This is a genomic window from Marinobacterium profundum, assembly GCF_001528745.1.
Classification (GTDB): Bacteria; Pseudomonadota; Gammaproteobacteria; order Pseudomonadales; family Balneatricaceae; genus Marinobacterium_A; species Marinobacterium_A profundum.
Genome location: NZ_BCNS01000087.1, coordinates 1 through 1,526, shown reverse-complemented (window position 1 = coordinate 1,526; position 1,526 = coordinate 1). Strand labels below are relative to the sequence as shown.

The 1,526-nt window shown below is 43.4% G+C and carries 2 protein-coding genes; both read left to right on the top strand.

Translation table 11 applies throughout. From position 1 onward, the window contains the following. The first annotated feature begins 209 nt into the window (after window positions 1-209). Window positions 210-893 carry a hypothetical protein gene (locus tag MPRO_RS05475; protein WP_067288490.1) on the top strand — a complete coding sequence of 228 codons (684 nt, stop codon included), beginning with the start codon at window positions 210-212 and terminating at the stop codon, window positions 891-893. A 136-nt stretch (window positions 894-1,029) separates the two neighbouring features. Next, entirely contained in the window at window positions 1,030-1,452 is a 423-nt protein-coding gene (locus MPRO_RS05470; protein ID WP_067288484.1) for a cysteine peptidase family C39 domain-containing protein, read from the top strand. Window positions 1,453-1,526: the final 74 nt, after the last annotated feature.

Genomic DNA, 1,526 nt, shown 5'->3' with positions numbered 1-1,526 from the left:
GCTTATGATGTGAGGGCTCGTCAGCAGCGTCAGATGTGTAGAAGGGACAGCTTGGATTGATCAAATAATGTTCATGCGTTCGCCCTGGTGTAATCGTACACCTAACAAGGGTTTTCAAGTCAGACAAATTACAGTTGGCTTTTTGTTCGTGCCTCACTTATTTTAGCCAACTACAATTTGCCGCTTAAAACGGCGTTAAATGTAAAGCCATGAATGAATATCTAGAAGCCGTCGGAAAATGGGAAAGCACTTTATGCAAAGAGGTGGATCTTGCATCTCTGTACGCGCAGAATTCAGAAGCGCACAAATGGAAATTGCTTCATCGAATATATGTGCTTAGAGAGCTTGTGGCTTGGCGCCTCGTAGACCTGTTAAAGCAGGCGGCGCTATTGGCCCAGCAAGAAATGTATATAGGCTCCAGAATTCTATTGAGGGCTTCTATTGAAACACTAGTACTACTTATATATTCGTCCCAGAAAATGGATGCTGTAGTTAATACTGGTCAAGGATTTCAGGAGCTTTCGGACGCAACATCAAAGCTGCTTTTGGGGTCAAGAAACGAAATGACCAAACACCAATCTATCAATATTCTCACTATGATTGAGAAAGCAGATAAAAAACACAATGGAATTATGAAAATGTATGGTGATCTTTCTGAGACCACGCATCCAAATTGGCAAGGAATGTCTGCCACATATTCAAAGATAGATGTTGAGAACTATAAAACGGAATTTTGCAACAACAGCCAAGAATTATTTGTAGGCGAACAAAGGCCCATGATGAATTACATCATGGCTATATTTGAAAGTGAATACAATCAGGTATGGCCTGCATCTTTTAATGCGTTTGAAAGCTGGGTTGGCTTAAATAGTAAAAGCCTAGAATCGGAGTAAGCATTTAACAATTAGCTGCACGCTGACAACCTTTGCTACGCTCATTTTGTATATGTCGCGTAGCTCCATTTTACAAAAAATGCTCTCAGCAAAGGTTGCAGGTGAGCCAAGGCGTTAGCCAGAATAGGAGATTTCGGTGAATAGATTTGACCTCGTTAGCCAAACAGAAGAGTGGGGCTGTGGCGTTGCATGTGTAGCATCATTTCTTGGCACTTCTTACTCAGAAGCGAAGGATCTGCTCCGTAAGCATAAGGGCGGTAAGTCCGTAAACGCTAATCCGAAAGGCTTGGAACTCCATCACATCGCGCTAGCACTTCAGGAACGAGGCTATAGAGTCATAGCCGACTGGCAAGAACCAGAGCGATTTCGTGAAGGAACAATCGTTTGTATTTCTGGCGACAAGCCTTATGACGGGCACCATTACATAATTAAGACTCGGAAGGGCTGGATGGACCCTTGGCACAACATGGGCATAAAGCCTCGTAAAGCCGATTTCCGAAGTTCTTATCCTGATGGCACCGAGTTCCTAGTAGCGCTTGTGCCACAGTCTGCAGGCTAACAAATTATTCAAACAGGACTAAAAACAGCGGGCTTTTTTCGCTTCGCTTCATTTTATTAACCCGGCGGGTTAAT

Excerpts from the sequence above, each read along its gene's own strand:
- MPRO_RS05475 (WP_067288490.1), top strand. The coding sequence starts at position 210 with ATGAATGAATATCTAGAAGCCGTCGGAAAATGGGAAAGCACTTTATGC.